This is a genomic window from Roseicyclus marinus, assembly GCF_030163795.1.
Lineage (GTDB): Bacteria > Pseudomonadota > Alphaproteobacteria > Rhodobacterales > Rhodobacteraceae > Roseicyclus > Roseicyclus marinus.
The window spans coordinates 161,107-178,902 of sequence record NZ_JASJOF010000004.1; the positions used below are offsets into that span (position 1 = coordinate 161,107).

22 protein-coding genes are annotated in these 17,796 nt (G+C 66.0%); 20 read left to right on the top strand and 2 right to left on the bottom strand.

From position 1 onward, the window contains the following. Positions 1-91 precede the first annotated feature (91 nt). From bmt to QQK63_RS07885, 5 genes are all read left to right on the top strand, one after another. The gene (gene bmt, locus QQK63_RS07865; protein ID WP_277823318.1) at positions 92-1,111 is read left to right on the top strand and encodes a betaine--homocysteine S-methyltransferase; all 1,020 of its coding nucleotides are present in this window, start codon (positions 92-94) and stop codon (positions 1,109-1,111) included. Positions 1,112-1,272: 161 nt separating this feature from the next. Next, entirely contained in the window at positions 1,273-1,980 is a 708-nt protein-coding gene (locus QQK63_RS07870; RefSeq protein ID WP_277823320.1) for a corrinoid protein, read from the top strand. 173 nt (positions 1,981-2,153) lie between these two features. Then, entirely contained in the window at positions 2,154-2,576 is a 423-nt protein-coding gene (locus QQK63_RS07875; RefSeq protein ID WP_277823322.1) for a GNAT family N-acetyltransferase, read from the top strand. 75 nt (positions 2,577-2,651) lie between these two features. After that, positions 2,652-3,539 carry an EamA family transporter gene (locus tag QQK63_RS07880; RefSeq protein WP_277823324.1) on the top strand — a complete coding sequence of 296 codons (888 nt, stop codon included), beginning with the start codon at positions 2,652-2,654 and terminating at the stop codon, positions 3,537-3,539. A gap of 7 nt (positions 3,540-3,546) precedes the next feature. Further along, positions 3,547-4,176 (top strand): DUF1638 domain-containing protein, encoded by a 630-nt coding sequence (locus tag QQK63_RS07885; RefSeq protein ID WP_277823326.1) that lies wholly within the window; start codon positions 3,547-3,549, stop codon positions 4,174-4,176. A 53-nt stretch (positions 4,177-4,229) separates the two neighbouring features. On the opposite strand, the gene QQK63_RS07890 is transcribed toward QQK63_RS07885, so the two are convergent. Continuing rightward, the gene (locus tag QQK63_RS07890; RefSeq protein ID WP_277823328.1) at positions 4,230-4,658 is read right to left on the bottom strand and encodes a SufE family protein; all 429 of its coding nucleotides are present in this window, start codon (positions 4,656-4,658) and stop codon (positions 4,230-4,232) included. 133 nt (positions 4,659-4,791) lie between these two features. Between QQK63_RS07890 and QQK63_RS07895 the strand changes: the two genes are divergently transcribed. Further along, positions 4,792-5,238 carry a hypothetical protein gene (locus tag QQK63_RS07895; protein ID WP_277823330.1) on the top strand — a complete coding sequence of 149 codons (447 nt, stop codon included), beginning with the start codon at positions 4,792-4,794 and terminating at the stop codon, positions 5,236-5,238. Positions 5,239-5,351: 113 nt separating this feature from the next. On the opposite strand, the gene rnd is transcribed toward QQK63_RS07895, so the two are convergent. Beyond that, positions 5,352-6,509: a ribonuclease D gene (gene rnd, locus QQK63_RS07900; RefSeq protein WP_277823691.1), complete on the bottom strand. Its 1,158-nt coding sequence runs from the start codon at positions 6,507-6,509 to the stop codon at positions 5,352-5,354. Between the two features lie 422 nt (positions 6,510-6,931). Here rnd and gap (QQK63_RS07905) point away from each other — a divergent pair, with 422 nt between their 5' ends. From gap (QQK63_RS07905) to QQK63_RS07970, 14 genes are all read left to right on the top strand, one after another. After that, positions 6,932-7,936, top strand: a complete 1,005-nt coding sequence (gene gap / locus QQK63_RS07905) for a type I glyceraldehyde-3-phosphate dehydrogenase (protein WP_277823332.1) — start codon at positions 6,932-6,934, stop codon at positions 7,934-7,936. A gap of 235 nt (positions 7,937-8,171) precedes the next feature. Then, entirely contained in the window at positions 8,172-8,426 is a 255-nt protein-coding gene (locus QQK63_RS07910) for a PepSY domain-containing protein (protein WP_277823334.1), read from the top strand. Positions 8,427-8,508: 82 nt separating this feature from the next. Continuing rightward, positions 8,509-9,048 carry a cytochrome b/b6 domain-containing protein gene (locus QQK63_RS07915; RefSeq protein ID WP_277823336.1) on the top strand — a complete coding sequence of 180 codons (540 nt, stop codon included), beginning with the start codon at positions 8,509-8,511 and terminating at the stop codon, positions 9,046-9,048. Then, the gene (locus QQK63_RS07920) at positions 9,048-9,581 is read left to right on the top strand and encodes a helix-turn-helix transcriptional regulator (protein ID WP_277823338.1); all 534 of its coding nucleotides are present in this window, start codon (positions 9,048-9,050) and stop codon (positions 9,579-9,581) included. The genes QQK63_RS07915 and QQK63_RS07920 overlap by 1 nt, the downstream gene beginning before the upstream one ends. Before the next feature lie 84 nt (positions 9,582-9,665). After that, positions 9,666-9,809: a hypothetical protein gene (locus tag QQK63_RS07925; protein WP_277823340.1), complete on the top strand. Its 144-nt coding sequence runs from the start codon at positions 9,666-9,668 to the stop codon at positions 9,807-9,809. 164 nt (positions 9,810-9,973) lie between these two features. Then, positions 9,974-10,819 carry an ABC transporter substrate-binding protein gene (locus QQK63_RS07930; RefSeq protein WP_277823342.1) on the top strand — a complete coding sequence of 282 codons (846 nt, stop codon included), beginning with the start codon at positions 9,974-9,976 and terminating at the stop codon, positions 10,817-10,819. After that, positions 10,816-11,685 carry an amino acid ABC transporter permease gene (locus QQK63_RS07935; RefSeq protein WP_277823344.1) on the top strand — a complete coding sequence of 290 codons (870 nt, stop codon included), beginning with the start codon at positions 10,816-10,818 and terminating at the stop codon, positions 11,683-11,685. Before QQK63_RS07930 ends, QQK63_RS07935 begins: the two co-directional genes overlap by 4 nt. Before the next feature lie 3 nt (positions 11,686-11,688). Then, positions 11,689-12,444 (top strand): amino acid ABC transporter ATP-binding protein, encoded by a 756-nt coding sequence (locus tag QQK63_RS07940; RefSeq protein ID WP_277823346.1) that lies wholly within the window; start codon positions 11,689-11,691, stop codon positions 12,442-12,444. Positions 12,445-12,591: 147 nt separating this feature from the next. After that, positions 12,592-13,596, top strand: a complete 1,005-nt coding sequence (gene gap, locus QQK63_RS07945) for a type I glyceraldehyde-3-phosphate dehydrogenase (RefSeq protein ID WP_277823348.1) — start codon at positions 12,592-12,594, stop codon at positions 13,594-13,596. 114 nt (positions 13,597-13,710) lie between these two features. Continuing rightward, on the top strand, positions 13,711-14,571 hold the full coding sequence (locus QQK63_RS07950) for a DMT family transporter (RefSeq protein WP_277823350.1): 861 nt from the start codon (positions 13,711-13,713) through the stop codon (positions 14,569-14,571). An 88-nt stretch (positions 14,572-14,659) separates the two neighbouring features. Further along, a complete protein-coding gene (gene eno, locus QQK63_RS07955; protein ID WP_277823352.1) occupies positions 14,660-15,937 on the top strand; it encodes a phosphopyruvate hydratase in 1,278 nt (425 codons plus the stop codon). After that, positions 15,934-16,578: a DUF7002 family protein gene (locus QQK63_RS07960; RefSeq protein ID WP_277823354.1), complete on the top strand. Its 645-nt coding sequence runs from the start codon at positions 15,934-15,936 to the stop codon at positions 16,576-16,578. The genes eno and QQK63_RS07960 overlap by 4 nt, the downstream gene beginning before the upstream one ends. Next, the gene (locus QQK63_RS07965; protein WP_277823356.1) at positions 16,575-17,252 is read left to right on the top strand and encodes a haloacid dehalogenase type II; all 678 of its coding nucleotides are present in this window, start codon (positions 16,575-16,577) and stop codon (positions 17,250-17,252) included. The genes QQK63_RS07960 and QQK63_RS07965 overlap by 4 nt, the downstream gene beginning before the upstream one ends. After that, positions 17,249-17,668, top strand: coding sequence for a cupin domain-containing protein (locus QQK63_RS07970; RefSeq protein WP_277823358.1), 420 nt, complete (start codon positions 17,249-17,251; stop codon positions 17,666-17,668). Before QQK63_RS07965 ends, QQK63_RS07970 begins: the two co-directional genes overlap by 4 nt. Positions 17,669-17,796 lie beyond the last annotated feature (128 nt).

Below are 17,796 nucleotides of genomic sequence, written 5' to 3' on the forward strand. Positions count from 1 at the left end.
CGCTCATAACCTTCTTGCAGATTTTGCGCCTTGCTCATAACGCGCCGAGGCTTCACATCAGCCTCGCGCGCCTGATCCGACGGAGACACCGATGACATCCCCCCTCGCCCGACTTCTGGAAACCCGCGATTGGCTCTTGGCCGATGGCGCGACCGGAACGACGCTGTTCAACATGGGGCTGCAATCGGGCGACGCGCCCGAGCTGTGGAACGAGGAACACCCCGACCGGATCCGCGCCCTGTATCAAGGTGCGGTCGATGCGGGCTCCGACATCTTCCTCACCAATTCCTTCGGCGGCACCCGGTCGCGCCTCAAGCTGCACAATGCCGAGGATCGTTGCTACGATCTGAACAAGCGCGCCGCCGAACTGGGCCGCGAGGTCGCCGACAAGGCGGGCCGCCCCGTGATCGTCGCGGGCTCCATGGGCCCCACGGGCGAGATCATGGCCCCGATGGGCCCCCTTACCCATGCCCGCGCGGTCGAGATGTTCCACGAACAGGCCGAAGGGCTGCGCGACGGCGGGGCGGATGTGCTCTGGGTCGAAACCATCAGCGCGCCCGAGGAATATGCCGCCGCCGCCGAGGCCTGCAAACTGGCGGGCATGGATTGGTGCGGCACGATGAGCTTTGACACCGCGGGCCGCACGATGATGGGCCTGACCTCCGCCGGCATGGCCGAGCTGGTGGAAAAGCTGCCCCATGCGCCGCTCGCCTACGGGGCCAATTGCGGCGTCGGCTCGTCGGACCTGTTGCGCACGGTTCTGGGCTTCCGCGCCGCGGGGTCCGAGCGTCCCGTGATCGCCAAGGGCAATGCCGGCATCCCGAAATACCACGAGGGGCATATCCATTACGACGGGACGCCCGAATTGATGGCGCGCTACGCGGTCATGGCGCGCGATGCGGGCGCGACGATCATCGGCGGCTGCTGCGGCACCACCCCTGACCACCTGCGCGCGATGCGCCGGGCACTCGAGGAAACGCCGCGCGGTGCCGCCCCGACGCTCGACCAGATCACCGCCGAACTGGGGGGATTTTCCTCCGGTTCTGACGGCACGGATGACAACGGCCCGGCCGCGCGCGAACGCAGCGGACGTCGGCGGAGCCGGGGTTGACCCCCGCGCCCGCCCGCACGGGTCGCGCCGCGCGCGGCCCATGTCGTATTTCGGCATTCCACAAGCCGCAATTGCAGTAGGACGAAATCAAGACCCGCGCGCGCCGCGCAACCGCTACCAGCCGCGCCCCCCGCGCGCATCAGGTGACAGGAGACACCCCGATGTCGGACGACAGTGACGAGATCATCCTTTCCGAACTCGACGACGACGAACTGGTCGGCCAGATGTACGACGACCTCTACGACGGTCTCAAGGAAGAGATCGAAGAGGCGGTCAACATCTTGCTCGCACGTGGCTGGACGCCCTATGACATCCTGACCAAGGCGCTCGTGGGCGGCATGACCATCGTCGGCAACGATTTCCGCGACGGCATCCTCTTCGTCCCCGAGGTTCTGATGGCCGCCAACGCGATGAAGGGCGGCATGGCGATCCTCAAACCGCTTCTGGTCGAAACCGGCGCGCCGCGCATCGGCAAGATGGTGATCGGCACGGTCAAGGGCGACATCCACGACATCGGCAAGAACCTTGTCGCGATGATGATGGAAGGCGCGGGTTTCGAGGTCGTGGACCTCGGCATCAACAACGCGGTCGAAAGCTATCTCGGCGCGCTGGAAAGCGAACAGCCCGACATCCTCGGCATGTCCGCCCTGCTGACCACCACCATGCCCTACATGAAGGTCGTGATCGACACGCTCAAGGAAAAGGGCATCCGCGACGATTACATCGTGCTCGTCGGCGGCGCCCCCCTGAACGAGGAATTCGGCCGCGCCATCGGCGCCGACGCCTATTGCCGCGATGCGGCCGTGGCGGTCGAAACGGCCAAGGAATTCGTGCTGCGCAAGCACAACCAGATGGCGGCGCGCGCCTGAAATGGCGCCCCCGCCCCCGGCCCGGTGCGACGCCACTGGGCCGGGGGGCTTTTCCCACTTGGCATGTCGCGTTCATCCGCAGTCACACGCTACGCCTTAAGCTTTTGATTTCGCATGTTCGGGGCGCGCAAAACCGGTTCCCACTTTTGCGCAACATGCTTTAAGGCTGGCGCATGGCCGTTTCCGTCTTCATCGCACGCAAGATCGACGCGGGCCTGTTCTCGCAGGTCCACGAGGATGTGTTCGACGGGCCGGTCGACCCCTATCTCCTCGATCGTTTCCTCGCCGCCGATCACCTCCACATCGCGGTAGCCGTGGACCGCGACCAGATGGTCGGCATGTGTTCGGGCGTCATCTACCACCACCCCGACAAGCCCGACAGCTGGTGGATCAACGAATTGGGCGTAGCGGGCCCGTGGCAGCGGCAGGGCATCGGCACGCGGCTTGTGATGACCTGCATGGACCACGCCCGCCGCCTCGGCTGCACCGACATCTGGGTCGTGGCCGATCCCGACGACACGGCCGAAGCCTTCTGGCAAAGCCTGCGCTGGACCCGAACGGGTGACCGGCTGGCGATGTTCTCATGCGCGCTGTGACCTCGCCCCTTGCGCTTTGCCCCGGTAGGGTCTCTGGATCGGCCCTGCCCGCAACCGCCCCGTGAAAGCCATCTGATGCCCCCCCGCGATCTTCTGCTTGTCGCTGTCGTGATCCTCGCCTGGGGCTCGAATTTCTCTGCGATGAAACTCGCGTTGGCGGAACTGCCGCCCTTTTTGTTCGTCGGACTGCGATTCGCGCTCCTGATCCCGCTCATCGCGGTCTTTCCGCGCCCGGCCAGCTGGGGCGCGATCCTCGCCGTGGGCGCGCTGATCAACATGGGCCAATTCGCCTTTCTCTTCGGCGCCATGGCGGCGGATGCCAGCGCGGGCCTCGCCTCGCTCATCATCCAGAGCCAGGTTCCCCTGACCATCCTGCTGGCATGGGCCGTCTACGGCGAGCGCATCACGCCCCTGCAGGGCGCGGGGATCGCGCTGGCCGTCATCGGCCTCGGGGCCATCGGCATGGTGGCGGGCGGCAACATCACGCTTCTGGGGCTGGGCCTTATCCTGTGCGGCGCGCTCAGCTGGGCCATCGGCAATCTGGTCCTGCGCCGCCTGCCCGGCGTTCGGATGCTGCCCCTCTTCGTCTGGGGCAGCCTTGTGCCGCCCCTGCCGATGCTGGGCCTTTCGATCCTGACCGAGGGGGCCGCGCCCTTCGCCACCCTCGCCGCCCTCAGCCCGGCGGGATGGGCGGCCGTGGCCTATGTCGCCATCGCCTCGACCGTGGTCGGCTATTCGATCTGGGGCACGCTTCTGTCGCGCCATCCCGCCGCTCTTGTCACCCCCTTCGCCCTCCTGATCCCGCTCGTCGGCATGGCCACGGCGGCCATCGTGCTGGGCGAACGCATCACTTTGGGCGAGGGTCTCGCGGGCCTTCTTGTCCTGAGTGGCCTAGCCCTTGCCGTCCTCGGTCCCCGCCATGCCGCCCGCAGGGCTAGGCGCGCCCGCCCGCCTCGGTCATGATCCCCCCATGAACCCGCCCGACGACCAGACCCTCACCGACACCGGCCTGCCCCCCGAGGGACGGGGCCGCATCCTCTTGATCGGCTGCGGGGCGCTCGCCCGCGAGGTGCTGGACCTCAAGGCCGCGAACGGATGGGATCACCTCGACCTGCATTGCCTGCCTGCGATCTTGCACAACCACCCCCAGAAGATCCCGCAAGCGGTAGAGGCCGCCGTAACCGCGCGCCGCGCCGATTATGCCGAGGTTTTCGTGCTTTACGCCGATTGCGGCACCGGCGGGCTGTTGCAGGCCGCCTGCGACCGCTTGGGCGTCGCCATGCTTGAAGGGCCGCATTGCTACAGCTTCTTCGAAGGCAACACCGCCTTTGCCGCCCGCGACGAGATCACGGCTTTCTACTTGACCGATTTTCTTGTCCGCCAATTCGACGCCTTCGTCACCAAACCCTTGGGCCTCGACCGCCATCCGCAACTGCGCGACATGTACTTTGGAAATTACACCAAACTGGTCTACCAGGCCCAGACCGAAGACCCGGACCTGACTGAAAAAGCAAAGGCTTGCGCCGATTTCCTCAAGCTCGACTTCGAACGGCGCTACACGGGCTACGGCGATCTGGAAACCGCCATGCGCGGCCTCTGAGCCTTCGGAAATCTGCAGATTTCCGTGTCGAAAAACTGCAGTTTTTCGCGCCCTCAGCTTGACGCCTTCTCCGCCGCCAACAACCGGATCCGCTCCACCATCGCCCGCAGCCCGTTCGAGCGTTGCGAGGACAGGTGATCGTTCAGCCCCAGCCGCGCCAGTTCGCCGCCCGCGTCGACCTTCAGCACCTCGTCCACGCTCAACCCGTCGTAAAGCGCATGCAGAACCGCGATCAGCCCGCGCACGATCATCGCATCGCTGTCGCCGCGGAACCGGAACACCGCCGCCCTGCCCTCGCCTTCGATCTGCGGCAGGATCCAGACCTGGCTCGCGCAGCCGTCCACCTTGGTGGCGGGCACTTTTACCGCATCCTCCAACGGGTCCATCGCCTTGCCCAGATCGATCACATGGCGATAGCGCTCCTCCCAATCCTCGAGGAATTCGAAGGTTTCGGCGATTTCCTCGAAGGCGGGACTGGCCATGGGTATCTCTCCGGGCAGGCTGTGGCTGTTGCGCCCTTGACCTAGGCCCATGGCGCCGCGCCGTCCAGAGGCGCTTTCCTTCGCGCCGCCCATGCGCTACCCAAGACGCGACAAGATCCGACGGAGAGATACGATGTTGCGCGCAACCCTCGCCCTGGCCCTGATCCTGAGCCTTGCGGCCTGCGGCACGCGTCTCAATCCGTTCAACTGGTTCGGCGGCGACCGCGAGGAACGCATCGCCGTGACCGAACCCGCAGCCGCACCGGGCGACGCGCGCCAACTCGTGGCCGAGGTGGTGGAGCTTTCCGTCGATCCCACGGCGCAGGGCGCGATCGTCCGCGCCATGGGCCGCCCGCCCGTTCAAGGCTTCTGGGAGGCCGAATTGGTCGAGGTCGCGCGCGAAGGCGGCAGCATCACCTACGAATTCCGGGTTTTCCCGCCCCTCACCCCGACCCGCGAAGGCACGGCGCAATCGCGTGAGGTGATCGTGGGGGCCACGCTCAGCAACTTCGACCTTGCAGGCATCCGCACCATCACGGTGATCGGCGCGCAAAACCGGCGCTCGGTCAACCGCCGCTAGAGCATGTTGCGCAAAAGTGGGAACCGGTTTTGCGCGTCCAAAACATGCGACAGCAAAAGGTGAGCCACCCGGCCCGCGACTGCGACTGAACGCAACGCGCCCTCACCACCGCCTCAGACCGAAACGATCCTGACCCGCTCACCTTCCGCCGACAGCGCCACCTCGCCTCTCAGCAGGCGCAGCGCATCTTCGCCGAAAACCTCACGCCGCCATCCCGTGGCCCAAAGCCCGTCATGGTCGCCGCAGGCGATATCGTCCAGATCCGAGGACGAGGCGATCAGCTTGGCCGCCACCCCCGCCTCCTCGGCCTTGGCCTTCAACAAGACCCGCAACAGGTCGGCCAGCGCCGAATTCAGGTTCGACCGGTCCCGCCCCTCGACCGCCTTGGGGTGCTTGTCGGCGGGCATGTCGAGACCCCGCTGGACGGCGGCGATCAACCCGTCAGCGATGTCGCCCTTGCGCCCCTCCCGCAGCAACAGCCGCGACTTGCCCAGATCGTTGAGGGTGCGCGGCTTGGTCGAGGCCAGTTCCATCAGCGCGTCATCCTTGATGACCCGGCTGCGCGGCACGTTCTTTTCCTGCGCATAGCGCTCGCGGAACGCCGCCAGCTCCTGCGCGATGGCCAGCGTCTTGCCCGAATTGGTGCGGATCTTCAGCCGCTTCCACGCCTCCGCCGGATCGACGACATAGCTCGACGCATCGGTGAGCGAGGCCAACTCCTCCTCCAGCCACGCAGTGCGGCCCGTGCGCTCCAACTGCTTGGCCAGATGCTCGTAGATCTGGCGCAGATGCGTGACATCGGCCAGCGCATAGGTCTTTTGCGCATCGCTCAACGGGCGGCGCGACCAATCCGTGAACCGCGAGGATTTGTCGAGCGGCGCGCGCGCGATCTTGCGCACCAGCGTCTCGTAGCCGACCTGATCGCCGAAACCGCAGACCATCGCCGCCACCTGCGTGTCGAACAGGGGTTTGGGCACAACCCCGCCATCGACGTGGAAAATCTCCAGATCCTGGCGCGCGGCATGGAACACCTTCACCACGCCCGGCGCGCGCATCAACTCCCACAGCGGCTCCAGCGACAGCCCCTCGGCCAACGGATCGACCAGCACCGCATCGGCATCATCCGTCCCCGGAAGTGCAAGCTGCACAAGACAGAGCTGGGCGAAATAGGTGCGTTCGCGCAAGAACTCCGTGTCGACCGTGACATAGGGGGCATTCATGGCCCGGGCGCAGAACGCGGCAAGCGCGTCGGTGGTGGTAAGCGTCTGGATCAAGCGTGGGGTCTTTTCTCGGCCGTGGAAAAACTCTGCCGGTGATAGGCGAGGCACGACCGATTGAAAAGAGCCCACGAAACGCCCCCCGGCCACGGTCGCCGCAACCGGGGGTGTCTCCGCTCGCAGGGCGGGATGGTGATATCGCCGGCCCCACGCAGCCCAGCATCGCGCAAAATGGTTAAGGCAGGGTAAAGCGCGGTCGTCACTCAAGGGCACGGCCGCGCTTTTGCCTGACCCGACTGCCCCCCTCGCTCCGACGCCCGCCCTGCAAACGCCGCCCCGCTGTTAGCGCAAACCCGCGATGTTTCCGCTAACGGTTACGCTAACACACAGAAAGCGCACATATTTTTCCTTGGCCTTGCCGGTATGCTCCAGTATCCCGACCGCAGAACCAGACGCGACAGATCACGGGGAAAACCATGACCATCACACTCGGCATCAACGGTTTCGGCCGCATCGGGCGCTGCACGCTGGCCCATATCACCGAAGCCGCGCGCAACGATGTGCAGGTGGTCAAGATCAACGCGACGGGCCCGATCGAAACCAACGCGCATCTTCTGAAATACGACAGCGTCCATGGCCGCTTCGCCGGTGACATCCGCATCAACGGCGACACGATGGATCTCGGGCGCGGCCCGATGAAGGTGTTTTCCACCTACGACCCGGCCGAGCTGGATTGGGAGGGCTGCGATGTCGTCCTCGAATGTACCGGCAAATTCAACAACCGTGACGCGGCCGCCGTCCACCTGACCCGCGGGGCCAAGCGCGTTCTGGTCTCCGCCCCCGCCAAGAACGTGGACAAGACCATCGTCTACGGCGTGAACCACCGCGAATTGCTGGCCGAACACCATGTCGTCTCGAACGGGTCGTGCACCACCAACTGCCTCGCGCCCTTGGCCAAGGTGTTGAACGACGCCATCGGGATCGAACGCGGGATCATGACCACGATCCACAGCTACACCGGCGATCAGCCCACGCTCGACCGCCGCCACAAGGATCTCTACCGCGCCCGCGCCGCCGCCATGGCGATGATCCCCACCTCCACCGGCGCCGCCAAGGCCCTCAAGGAGGTTCTGCCCGAGCTTGAAGGCCGTCTCGACGGTACCGCACTCCGCGTGCCCACGCCCAATGTCTCCTGCGTCGACCTGACCTTCGAGGCGAAAAAGGACGTGACCGTCGCCGATGTGAACGAGGTGATCCGCGAAGCCGCCGAAGGTCACATGCGCTCGGTGCTCGCCTATGACCCCGAAGCCAAGGTCTCCATCGACTTCAACCACACCACGCATTCCTGCATCTTCGCCCCCGACCAGACCAAGGTTGTGGGCGGCCGCACCGTCCGCGTGCTTGCGTGGTATGACAACGAATGGGGCTTCTCCGCGCGCATGGCCGATGTTTCGGCCGCGATGGGGCGTCTGCTGCACTGACAGCCAGTGTCGATCCGGCATCGGCCAAGGCCGCGCACTGCGAGGAGGCAGCGCGCGGCCTTTCTGTTGCTGCCTTGATCCAAAACGCCCTCAACCGCAGTTGCAGATGCCTGCATCCCCGGTTCGCGCAGCCCGAACCCAACTCCGGTCCAATGGTGCGGCGGGGTGGGGGCGGTCATCTCTCCTCCCGTCAAGGCGCCGCATCCCGCCGCGCCAGATGATCGGAGATACCACGATGACCCGCATTCTCGCCGCAACCCTCGCCGCAACCCTCGCCCTGTCGGGTGCCGCCATGGCCTCCCCCGACGCGCAGGTGCCGCAGGAAACCCAGACCGCGATCCGCACCCTGCTCGAATCGCAAGGCTACGAAGTCCGCCAGATCGAGACCGAGGACGGCCTGTTCGAAGCCTATGCCCTGAAGGATGGCGAACGCTACGAGATCTACATCAACGCCGACATGCAGATCGTCCGGACCGAGCGCGACGACTGATCCCTTCCCCGTCGACGCTTGCGGGGGCGGCCCGGCCCAAGGTGCCGCCCTCGACCTCCCCCACTCCCCAAGGATCCGAACCATGACACGCCACCCCGTCTGGGACCCGTTCATCCGCCTCTTCCACTGGGCGCTCGTCGCGGGCTTTGTCGCCAATGCGCTCTTCACCGATGACGAAAGCACGCTCCACGAATGGGTGGGCTATGCCGTTGTCGGCCTGATCGCCGCCCGGCTGATCTGGGGCCTGATCGGCCCGCGCCACGCCCGCTTCGCCGATTTCCTGCCCAGCCCGCGCGCCGCCATGCAACAGGTGCAAGACATCGCCACCGGCCGCCACCGCGTCTACCTTGGCCATACGCCGCTTGGGGCGCTGATGATCCTGAACCTGCTCCTCACGATTCTCCTGATCGGGGTGACGGGCTACATGATGACCACCAATGCCTTTTGGGGCGTCGACTGGGTCGAGGAAGCGCATGAGGTTCTGGTGGGCTGGGCCGAGATCTCCATCCTCGTCCATGTCGCCGCCGTGATCTGGGAATCGATCCGGACCGGCGTGAATTTGCCGCAAGCCATGCTCACAGGGGTCAAGTCCGTGCCGGACGATGCTACCATCGTGAAATGATGCGTGGCCTGTCTGAAAATCCCGCGGCCCTTGCCGCCCTCATCCTCGCGCAGGGCGTCTGCGCGGGGGTGTTCCTCTTCGACGTGGTGCTCGACGGGGGCGAATTGACCCGCCTCTGGCCGCTCGACTGGCATTTCGCGGTCGAGGCGGCGGCGGTTCTGGGCCTGATCGCGGGCATCGCCTTCGAGATCCGGGTGCTGTTGCGGCTTCTGGCGCGCAAGGCGCATCTGGAACGGCAGGTGTCGATGGCCGCCAGCGCGCTTCATGACGTGATCGATGCGCATTTCTTGGCTTGGGGCCTGACCGCCTCGGAACACGACGTGGCATGGTTCACGGTCAAGGGGCTGCCCATCGCCGAGATCGCCCGCCTGCGCGGATCTGCCGACGGGACGGTGAAAAGCCACCTCAACGCCATCTACCGCAAGGCCGGGGTGACGAACCGGGGCGAATTGCTCAGCCTGTTGATCGAGGATCTGATGGACGGCGCCGACCGCGCCCCGCCGGCCTCGGCGGCGCAGGAACAAAGCGCCTGATGCGCCGTTCCCGCACCGGGCTCTTTCCCCCCTTTGCCCCGTCTCCCGTCCGTGGCAGGGTCCGCGCGACGTAAGGGGTAGGCCATGAACACGGCAACATCGATCTTTCTGGTCCTGTGCATCGCGGCCTTTGTCGTCGTGGATGCGACGCTCTTCGATTGGGACCTGTCGCTGGCACTTGCCCGGCGCTTTGCCGGCCTGCTCAACTGGCTCGCCTTCTGGCGGTAGCACCGCAACGCATTGCCCGAAAACCGGGCAGATGCCCCTGCGCAGGGCGGATGTCCTCCGCCCCCCGTTGCCCTGCCCCGCGACGCTGGCTAACACTCCGCTGACGGTGACATGCCCGACCGGCCGGCAACAGGCCGCGCGGCCAACAGCGAAGGATGACATCCATGGCTCAAGATCGGATCGACGCCCTGCGTCGCGCGGCACTGGCGCTTTGCGCGGGCCTCTTTGCGGCGGCCCTGCCGCTCGCGGCAGAGGCGCAGGAAAACACGCCCCAGGACCCCCGCCTGCACATGCCTGGCCAATTGACCGTCGCCACCGGCGACCCGGTCTATCCCCCGTGGATGATGAACAACGACCCCGCCAGCGGCGAAGGCTTCGAGAATGCGCTCGTCTATGCACTGGCCGAGGAAATGGGCTTCACCCGCGATCAGGTGGTGTGGCTGGGAGAAACCTTCGAACAATCCATCGCACCGGGCGAAAAGGCCTATGATTTCGCCATCCAGCAAATCAGCGTGACCGAGGCGCGCTCCCAGATCGTTTCCTTCAGCCAGGTCTATTACCAGCCGCAAAAGGCCGTGATCGCGCTCCCCGGCACGGCAGCCGAAACCGCCACCAGTTTCGAGGATCTGCGCAACCTGCGTTGGGGTGCCGTGATCGGCACGACCGACAATGATTACCTCGTCAATGTCTTGGGCATCACCGACGCCGCCATCTACAACGAACAGGTCGATGTCTTCCAGGCGCTTCAGGCAGGCCAGATCGACGCGACGCTCGCGGCCCTTCCCACCGCGCTGTTCGTCACCGCCGTGCAGGTGCCCGATGCCTCCATCGTGGCGCTTCTGCCGCCCGACGAGAATGACAACGGCCACGGCCTCCTCTTCGAATTCGGCAATCCGCTGGTGTCTTGGGTGGACGAGGCGCTCGGCGCGCTGATCTCCCGCGGCACGGTGGATGATCTGGTCGCAACCTGGCTCGTCGCCGACCCGGATCTGCCCGTCATCTCCGAATGACCGACGGACCGCACGACACGGACAGACGTCGGGGCCCGCCCCCGCCGCCGCCCGGACGCGGCTTCGACTGGCGCGCGGCGGCACTTCCCTCGGCCATCAGCGCGGCGAGCATCCTGATCGTCTTCGGCGCGCTGGCATGGGCCGTCACTTCCGCCGAACAATGGCCGCGCATCCGGCTGCAATTCTTCAACCTCGACGCCATGATCGCGGCCTTTCCCCGCGTGCTGCAAGGTTTCTGGGTCAATATCCAGGTCTGGTTGACGGTCCTTGTCTGCATCCTTCTCTGGGCGCTGGCACTCGCCATCCTGCGCAGCTTGCGCGCGCCATGGTGCGCGCCCTTCCGCCTGATGGTGGTGATCTACATCGACCTCTTTCGCGGCGTGCCGGTCCTCCTCCTTGTCCTTCTCTTCGGCTTCGGCATCCCGGCGCTGAACCTGCCCGGTCTGCCCAATTCGGGCCTCTTCTGGGGCGGGGTCGCGATGGTGCTCAGCTACGCGGCTTACGTGGCCGAGATCTACCGCTCGGGCATCGACGCGGTGCATGAGGGCCAGCGCGCCGCCGCCAAATCCCTTGGCCTGACCGAATGGCAGACCCTGCGCTACGCGATCTTGCCGCAAGCTTTGCGCAACGTCGTGCCAGCGCTGATGAACATCGTCGTGGCGCTACAAAAGGACGTGGCGCTCTTGTCGGTCATCGGCGTGCGCGACGCGGTGCGCGAGGCACAGATCTACACCGCCACCACCTTCAACTATTCCTCCCTCATTGTCGCGGCGGGCCTGTTCCTTCTGGCGACCATCCCCATGGCGCGGCTGGCCGATTACCTCACGCGGCGTGACCGGATGCGCCGCCTGCAGATGGCGGGTTGATCCATGACGCCCCCGAAACCCATGATCGAGATCGACGAGGTCACCAAGTATTTCGGCCAGAAACTGGTCCTCGACCGGGTGTCGCTGACCGTGAACCGGCACGAAACCATCTGCCTCATCGGGGCGTCCGGCTCGGGCAAATCCACGCTCCTGCGCTGCGTGAACCGGCTGGTCGAGCATGATTACGGCACGATCCGCCTTGATGGTGTCCCCAACACCGACCCGAGCTTTGGCAAGACCGGCCTGCAACGGCGCACGGGCATCGTCTTTCAGTCCTACAACCTCTTTCCGCACATGAATGTGCTCGACAACATCACGCTCGCGCCCCGCCGCGTGCATGGCGTCCCCCGGCCCGAGGCCGAGGACCGCGGCCGCGCCATCCTTGCGCGCTTCGGGATGGACGGTTTCGCCGGGTCCTATCCCGAACAGCTGTCCGGCGGGCAACAGCAGCGCGTCGCCATCGCCCGCGCGCTGATGACCCGCCCCGATGTGCTCCTGCTGGACGAGATCACGGCGGCGCTCGACCCCGAACTGGTGGGCGAGGTCCTGTCGATCATCCGCGGCCTCAAGGACGAGGGGATGACGATGATGATCGTCACCCATGAAATGGCCTTCGCCCGCGATTGCGCCGACCGCGTGGCCTTCCTCGCCGATGGCGAAATCCTCGAGATCGACCACCCTGAGCGGCTCTTCGCCAACTCCGCCCACGACCGCACCCGGCGTTTCCTGCAACGCATCACCCAAGGCGGGCGGCTCTGACGCCCCCTTCCCTTCGCGGCGCGGGAGCGTTACACAGGCGATGTTACCGCTAACACAAGCCGCGCGACGCAGGGCGTTTCGAAATCGCCCAATCCGTGGCAGGCTGGACCGCGAGAGACCGCGACACTGGATCAACGGGAGAGAGACATGGCCGTCAAAGTCGCCATCAACGGATTTGGACGCATCGGACGCAACGTGCTGCGCGCCATCGTCGAAACGGGCCGCACGGATATCGAGGTGGTCGCGATCAACGACCTCGGCCCGGTCGAGACCAACGCCCATCTCCTGCGCTACGACAGCGTCCACGGCCGCTTTCCCGCCACCGTGACCACGACCGAGACGACCATCGACGTGGGCCGCGGCCCGATCGAGGTGACGGCGATCCGCAATCCCGCCGACCTGCCCTGGTCCCATGTCGACATCGTGCTCGAATGCACCGGCATCTTCACCGACAAGGACAAGGCGCAGATCCATCTCGAGAACGGGGCAAGCCGCGTCCTCGTCTCGGCCCCCTCCAAGGGCGCGGACAAGACCATCGTCTATGGCGTGAACCACAAGACGTTGACCTCGGCCGACCTGATCGTCTCGAACGCCTCCTGCACCACCAATTGCCTCGCCCCCGTCGCGCATGTGCTCCACAAGGCCATCGGCATCGAGCGCGGCTTCATGACCACGATCCACAGCTACACGGGCGACCAGCCGACGCTCGATACCATGCACAAGGATCTCTACCGCGCGCGCGCCGCGGCGCTCTCGATGATCCCGACCTCGACCGGCGCGGCCAAGGCCGTGGGGCTCGTCCTGCCCGAATTGAACGGAAAGCTCGACGGCGTGGCGATCCGCGTGCCCACCCCCAATGTCTCGGTCGTCGACCTGACTTTCGAGGCCGCGCGCGACACGAGCGCAGAGGAAATCAACGCCGCCATCCATGCCGCAGCCGCCGATGGCCCCCTCAAGGGCATCCTCGGCGTCACCGATGCGCCGCTCGTCAGCAGCGATTTCAACCACGATCCCCATTCCTCCATCTTCGCCACCGACCAGACCAAGGAGATGACCGGCAACCTCTGCCGCGTGCTCAGCTGGTATGACAACGAATGGGGTTTTTCGTGCCGCATGGCCGATACCGCCGTCGAGATGGGCAAGCACCTGTAACGGGCGGAGAGCGCGGGATTTTCCGTATTTCGGGGAAGATGAAGGACGGGGCCCGCTTCCCTCTGCCTCCGGCGCGGGCTATGCCGTTCGGGCAAGCGCGCGGGGGGCGGGGTCATGGACAATCTCAAGGGCATGGGCTGGATGACGCTGGCCATGCTCGCCTTTGCGCTCACCGACATGGTGCTGGTCTTTGCCACCCGCGCCCTGCCGGTCGGACAGGTGCTGTTCCTCTTCGGGTTGGGCGGCGCGGTGCTGTTCGGGCTTTGGGCCGGGATGCAGGGGCACCGCTGGCTCAGCCCGGTGCTGTTGATGCGGCCCGTGATGCTGCGCAACGGGGCCGAGGTTCTGGCGACCGTGAGCTTCGTCTTCGCCCTCTCGCTCATCCCGCTGTCGACGCTCTCGGCCGTGATCCAGGCCAATCCGCTGCTGGTGACGCTGGGGGCGGCGCTGTTTTTGGGGGAAAAGGTCGGCTGGAAACGCTGGCTTGCCATCGTGGTGGGCCTCTTCGGAGTTCTCCTGATCGTGCAACCGGGGGCGGCGGGCTTCGATCCCAACATCTGGCTCGCGGTCGCCGCCGCCATCGGCCTGTCCCTGCGGGATCTGGCCACGCGGCCCGTGCCGCGCGACGTGCCGACGCCGCTTTTGGCAAGCTACAGTTTCGCCGCCGTCTCGCTTGCGGGGCTGGCGGTGATGCCCTTTGCCGGGGGCTGGATCACGCCCACGCCCGTCATGGCGCTGATCATTCCGGGCGGCGTGCTTTTGGGGATGGTGGCCTATTTCGCCATCACCGCCGCCATGCGCGTGGGCGAGATCGCGGTTGTTACGCCCATGCGCTACACGCGCCTCGTCTTTGCCTTCGCCATCGCGATGGTGGTCTTCGACGAAAGGCTCGATCCGCTGACGATGGTGGGCGTCGGTATCGTCGTGGCCACGGGGCTGTTCACCCTCTGGCGCGAACGCCGCGCGCGCGGCTGATCCACCGCATACGTTACCGCAACCACATGCTTCGCTTGGGGACAACCCCTTGCTATAGAGCCCGCAACACATTTTCAGGGGGAGCCCCATGAGCATCATCATCGACATCCACGCCCGCGAAATCCTCGACAGCCGGGGCAATCCCACTGTCGAGGTGGACGTGACCTTGGAAGACGGCACCGAAGGCCGCGCCGCCGTGCCCTCGGGCGCCTCGACCGGCGCCTATGAGGCGGTGGAAAAGCGTGACGGCGACAAGAGCCGCTACATGGGCAAGGGCGTGCTGCAGGCCGTGGCCGCCGTGAACGGCGAAATCGCCGAGGCGCTGGTGGGCTTTGATGCCACCGAACAAGAGGCCATCGACGCCGCCATGTGCGAACTGGACGGCACCGACAACAAGTCGCGGCTCGGCGCGAACGCCATCCTTGGCGTCAGCCTCGCCGTGGCCAAAGCCGCCGCCGATTACAGCGCGCAGCCGCTCTACCGCTATGTCGGCGGCACCGCGGCCCGCGTCCTGCCCGTGCCGATGATGAACATCATCAACGGCGGCGAACATGCCGACAACCCGATCGACATCCAGGAATTCATGATCATGCCCGTCGCGGCCGACAGCATCGCGGATGCCGTGCGCATGGGGGCCGAGGTCTTTCACACGCTGAAAAAAGAGCTTTCGGCAGCCGGCCTCTCGACCGGGATCGGGGATGAGGGCGGATTTGCCCCGAACCTTAGCTCCACCCGCGACGCGCTTGATTTCATTCTGAAATCCATCGAGAAAGCGGGCTACAAGCCCGGCGAAGACATGATGCTGGCGCTTGATTGCGCGGCCACCGAATACTTCAAGGATGGCCGCTATGTCCTTGCCGGTGAGGGCAAAAGCCTGACGCCGGACGAAAACGTCGCTTATCTGGCAGCGCTTGTCGACGATTACCCGATCCTCTCGATCGAGGATGGCTGTTCGGAGGATGACTGGGACGGCTGGCGCGCCCTGACCGAGGCCTTGGGCGACCGCGTGCAGCTTGTGGGCGACGATCTCTTCGTCACCAACCCCGAGCGTCTGGCCGAAGGCATCGCCAAGGGCTGCGGCAACGCGCTTCTGGTCAAGGTCAACCAGATCGGCACCCTGTCCGAAACACTCGCCGCCGTCAGCCTCGCCCACCGCAACCGCATGACCTGCGTGATGTCCCACCGCTCGGGCGAGACCGAGGATGCGACCATCGCCGATCTGGCCGTCGCCACCAATTGCGGCCAGATCAAGACCGGCTCGCTCGCCCGCTCCGACCGGCTCGCGAAATACAACCAGCTGATCCGGATCGAGGAAGCGCTGGGCGATACGGCGGTTTACGCGGGGCGGAGCATCCTGCGCGGATGAGGGATCACGCCATCGCACAGTTCCGGCGCGCGGCAGGCCCGCGCGTCGCCCATGTGACGGCGGCGGAAAACCTGCCCGGCATCTTGGCGCGCGGGCTGTGGCCCGCCGCCGATCTCGCGCGGGAAAACGGCGTGGCGGAGGAAGCCTTGGCCCTCCGCGACCACCGGATGGTCATCGGCCAAGGCCCCCGGCGCGCAAGGCTCAACCACCAGAAACCGATCCTGCACGGCCGCAACGCCGCGAACCGGATCGTGGAGGGCCATGACGCTGAAAGCTGGGCCATGGCGCTTGACCGCCGGGTCTTTCTCTGGCCCGCGCGACGCGGCAAGGACTTCAAGGACAGCATCGGACGCGACCTGCCGCTCGCCGTCCTCTGGCTCGACACAGACGCCTTGGCCAAGGCGCTGTTCGACGCAATCGACCTCGCGCCCATCAACACGGGCAATTTCACGCAAGGCGGGGCCCATGCCCGACGCGGCGACTGGATCTATGTGCCCCTGTCTCAAGGGATCGACGCCTTCCGCGACAACCGGCGCCGCCGGCTCGGCTTGAGAAAGCGCGACACGCTGGCGGAAATATCCCTGCGCCAAGGCATCCCTGCCGACCTTCTCTCACAGCTGATCGTGGATCAAGACACATGACCCCCCAGGCCCTGATCTTCGACGTCTTCGGCACCTGCGTCGACTGGCGCAGCTCCGTCGCGCGCGAGGTGGCGCGCGTCCTGCCCCATGTCGACGCCACAGCCTTCGCCACGGCCTGGCGCGCGGAATACGACCCCGCCATGGCCCGCATCCGCCAGGGCGGGCGGGGCTATGTCCCCCTCGACGATCTGCACCGCGAGAACCTGCACAAGGTGGCGGGCGATTTCGGCACCACGGCTCCCGACAGCCTTTCCCACGCCTGGGAACGGCTCGACCCTTGGCCCGATGTCGTGCCGGGCCTGACGGCGCTCAAGGCGCACCACATCATCGCGCCTTGTTCCAACGGCTCCATCGCGCTGATGACGCGGCTCGCGAAACACGCGGCCCTGCCCTGGGATTGCATCCTCGGCGCCGAGATCGCGCAAGATTACAAGCCCAAGCCGCGCGTCTACCTCGCCTCTTGCGCCGCGCTGCGGCTGCCCCCCGATCAGGTGATGATGGTCGCGGCCCACAACGACGACCTTCACGCCGCCCGTGCCGCCGGGCTCAAGACGGCCTTCGTCCTCCGCCCTACGGAACATGGGCCCAGCCAGACAACCGACCTCGCCCCCGATGCCGGATGGGACGTGATCGCCAAAGATTTCCCCGACCTCGCAAGGCAACTCTCGTCATGAATGCCGACCAGATCATCGCCCACCTCGGCCTCGCCCCCCATCCCGAGGGCGGCCATTACCGCCAGACATGGATCGCCACGAACCAGGGCCGCCCAAGCGGCACCTGCATCTATTTCTTGCTCAAGGCCGGCGAACACAGCCATTGGCACAAGGTCGACGCGACCGAGATCTGGCTTTACCACGCGGGCGCTCCCCTCGTCCTGTCGCTGGCAGACAGCGACGATGGCCCCGCAACCGACCACCTCCTCACCCCCGACCTGACCAAAGGCGCACCCCAGATCATCGTGCCCGAAAACCACTGGCAGGCCGCGCGCACGACGGGCGATTTCACGCTCGTCTCCTGCACCGTCTCGCCGGGCTTTTCCTTCGACGGGTTCACGCTGGCCCCCGCAGGTTTCGACATCCCGCGCGGCTAAAGCCTGCGGCGCAAAAGTGGGAACCGGTTTTGCGCTCCCTGAAGAGGCGTACACAGACCCCCATCACGATCCGTGAACCCCCGCATCTCGATTTCGCACTCGCGCCGGCGCAAGGCCTGCGCTACGCC